Origin of the sequence: Nitrosomonas marina (genome assembly GCF_900111605.1) — a bacterium.
GTDB classification, from domain to species: Bacteria; Pseudomonadota; Gammaproteobacteria; order Burkholderiales; family Nitrosomonadaceae; genus Nitrosomonas; species Nitrosomonas marina_A.
The window spans coordinates 1-1,481 of the sequence record NZ_FOIA01000082.1 but is presented as its reverse complement, the minus strand read 5'-3'; the positions used below and the strand labels follow the sequence as shown (position 1 = coordinate 1,481).

Annotated in this window: 1 protein-coding gene; it reads right to left on the bottom strand. The window is 45.2% G+C overall.

Features of this window, described 5'->3' with window-relative positions:
* Positions 1-1,403: IS66 family transposase (tnpC, locus tag BMY62_RS15815; RefSeq protein ID WP_143058849.1), on the bottom strand; the 1,403-nt coding region annotated here is incomplete at its 3' end.
* Positions 1,404-1,481: the final 78 nt, after the last annotated feature.

Sequence of the window (1,481 nt, the reverse complement as noted above, 5' to 3'; positions counted from 1 at the left end):
GCGATAAGCGGGTTATATCCTCTATTGGCCATGGATTGCAGGTAGCTTGAAATCCGGCAATAGGCATGTGCATATTCGGTGGTTCTGAAACAACCTGATACTTTTTGTTTGACCTTTGACATCCTCAAATCGCGCTCAGCCCTGTTATTGGTAAACGATACATGTGGGTCTTTGGCGAACAGCAATACTGCCGTTTCATAATCTCTGAGTCTTTCCCAAAGGTTATGTGCATCAGATTTGGCCAGTTTACCGCGTTTGCCGCTGGGCTTGGGCGGAATGTCCGGTAGTTCTTTTGCGCCGCGCGTTAAAATATTCCGATAGCGTTTTTGCAGATTAGCTAATTCTTTATCGCCTAAACATTTTTCCGTGCTTTTAGAGACTGTCTTGCAAGTTTGCTGTAGCAGGCGTTTCATATTGCGCGCCCAGGCATAACCATTCGTATTAATAATGAAGGTCAATTCGCGTAACAAATGCGAACCACACAAGCCATGGTTGCAATCATGGTACGACAAGTATGATGACCAGCAATCATGAATGATAGCGCCGCCATAACGCGGAATGATATTGATTTCGTCAATGGCGGCTTTACCTCGCTTGCGGTGCAAAAACTTGAGAGTAACGTCACCTGAAGAATAAACATGAATCCAGTGGTTTTTGCTATCAACCCGGAAAGACGTTTCGTCCACGTTAATTGCTGGTGTGTTGAGCATTGATGCTGTGGCTTGACACTCCCAAGTTGCTAATGCCTGGTGAAGGCGCAGTACAAACTTCAGCAAACTGGCTTCAGCAATCACCACGCCGATCATTGATTTTATCAGCTTCTGTACCCGGTTCAGGGCAACCACCTGGCCCACCAACAGATTTATCACAAAAGCCTTTAAGCCATCACCATACTGCAAAGGACCATGCCTATCCGATGGAAATGAACCTTTCACGGTTGCATTACAGGACGGGCAATGTTTGACCTCAGCATCCACATGATCAACAACTTTCTCGAATACAATGTCGATCCTGGTGCGCCTTTCGTGATCAACGCAAGCAACATTGCTTAGATCTTCTGCACAGACATCGCAGGTGACTACTTGAGAAATCGCAACAGTTTCTTTAACACGGGTGTTTCTGGCCTGGTCCTTATTCTCATTTTTGCCCTTGCCGTTACTTCCAGGGCGGCTTAAAGCCGAATCATCCTTGTCTGTCTGAGAAGATGGTTTGCTGGAATTTTTGCTGTCTTTCTTGGTGCTGCGTTCAAGAAAAATAGCCAATATCAGCTCGATAATCATGAACAGGCTATTCATGAGCGCTCGAATCTCGGCGGATATTTTTCCTTCCGCACTAAGACAATCAAAGTCTGACTTTAAACGACCAACTTCTTCTCTAACAGAAGCTTTATCCAGATTTGCCACACTAATATCAATGGGTTATTCTCAATAACACCATCATAACATGGCTTTTTTTGACTCCTCGTCAGCCAGCTGACAAGG